We start from the raw sequence: 1,513 nt of genomic DNA, 5'->3' as shown, positions 1-1,513 counted from the left end.
AGTTGAACATGGCTAAGGCGCATTCTAAGCAAAACCGTACTCAAAATAAAGCCGCGAAAACAGAACGTTATTACACCGTGGGATACGTCCCGCAAAATGACAAGGCCAGTGCCCCGCCCGCGATACACCTTAAGGGGCAATGGCTTAAACAGGCAGGCTTTGAGACTGGCGGTTCGGTCACGGTGAAAATCATGGACGGCTGTCTGGTGCTGATCCCCGCGAGTTCCGAGACGAACAGCCTCAAACAGCAATACCAGCGCCAGCGGGCGCAAATCAGTGAGATTAAGCTGAGAATGCGGGAACTGATTGGCGACTACAAAACCGTTTAAGGGAAAGTGGCTAATATGAGAACTGGGATTGAGCAGCTAGAGGAAGTGCACCTGAGCCACGAGGAAGCGATGGCACTGGCGCAACTGGTCAAGCGGCTGAGCTGGGCGGAGATACGCGCCTGTGCGGTAAATGACAATGAAGCCTGGCTTATCAAGGACGCGATAGGGCGGTTACAGTCGGCGCTGGCCTGGCACGGATACGCACCACGGTAAATAAAAAAGCCGGAAGATCACGGGGATCTTTCCGGCTTTTTAATCAGATTTGAAGTGGTACAGATTATTTTCTGTTTATAAGTAACTCTTTCCATTGTTCAAGATAACATTTGAACTCTGCTATCGTGGCAATTTTCAGGCTTTCTTCGGTATATTCGTTAAAAATTTCGACACCATCCGGTTTGATGGTGACAGTGTGAGCATTACCTGTACCTTCCCATTGAGGTAATTCACCATTGCTTACTGATTCACACCAAGAAATATACTCCTCAACCCCATGTAAACTACCTTGCACATCATCATTGAAAAACCAAGCAACGAGACGATATTCTTCACCTGCTTCAGCACGAGAATAACCATCTTTATCAATATAAAATTTCATTCTTACTTAACCTTCTCATAAACAGGGAATGCTGTGTTTATATTTCCGTTCTTATCAAGATAACCACCAATTTTCACTCCACTTGGTGATACACCTTCCCACTTACTGCCTTGCATCGTGGAGTTTTTATAAGCTCCTTTTATTTCCGACATTACCTGCTGACGATTCCAAGATTGAGGGAAGAATGTTGATTCGGGGCCTTTTTGTACCCATTGGCCAGTTTGAGAATTAAATACCTCAACTTTTCCTCGATAAACACCCTGAGAATTTGGAAGATCTGTAATTCCAGTAATACGTGCTTTCCCTTGATGGCCTATACTTGCTTCGTGGTGAAAACCAACGGCATTTCCTCTTCGGTTAATTTCACCGTGGAAGACATGATCAACATTAATTTTTAGATTGCCACAATCTTCACCCGCCAATCCGTAAGGGTCGATGAAATTAGTCGGATTATGCACATACCCGTAGGGATTATATCCCCCCAATAACCCAATGGGATCTGCCGAAATATACTGCGCGGTCTCCGGGGAATAATAACGAAAACGGTTATAGTATAGTCCGCTCTCCTCATCCTCATATTGCCCGCAGA

General features: G+C 45.5%; 4 protein-coding genes. 2 read left to right on the top strand and 2 right to left on the bottom strand.

Annotation, left to right across the window (positions count from 1 at the left end):
- Nucleotides 1–8: 8 nt before the first annotated feature.
- Both H8A87_RS19600 and H8A87_RS19595 read left to right on the top strand, forming a co-directional pair.
- Nucleotides 9–329: a SymE family type I addiction module toxin gene (locus H8A87_RS19600; RefSeq protein WP_198691549.1), complete on the top strand. Its 321-nt coding sequence runs from the start codon at nt 9–11 to the stop codon at nt 327–329.
- A 15-nt stretch (nt 330–344) separates the two neighbouring features.
- Nucleotides 345–542, top strand: coding sequence for a DUF7706 family protein (locus tag H8A87_RS19595; protein WP_198691548.1), 198 nt, complete (start codon nt 345–347; stop codon nt 540–542).
- Nucleotides 543–606: 64 nt separating this feature from the next.
- Here H8A87_RS19595 and H8A87_RS19590 read toward each other — a convergent pair whose 3' ends face one another.
- Together H8A87_RS19590 and H8A87_RS19585 are read right to left on the bottom strand one after the other, a co-directional pair.
- On the bottom strand, nt 607–924 hold the full coding sequence (locus H8A87_RS19590) for a hypothetical protein (protein WP_198691547.1): 318 nt from the start codon (nt 922–924) through the stop codon (nt 607–609).
- Between the two features lie 2 nt (nt 925–926).
- A partial coding sequence (locus H8A87_RS19585; RefSeq protein WP_198691546.1) for an EndoU domain-containing protein occupies nt 927–1,513 on the bottom strand: 587 nt, incomplete at its 5' end.

Origin of the sequence: Xenorhabdus lircayensis (assembly GCF_016306625.1) — a bacterium.
Taxonomy (GTDB): domain Bacteria; phylum Pseudomonadota; class Gammaproteobacteria; order Enterobacterales; family Enterobacteriaceae; genus Xenorhabdus; species Xenorhabdus lircayensis.
The sequence above is the reverse complement of the archived record's forward strand: the minus strand, read 5'-3'. Positions and strand labels throughout refer to the sequence as shown.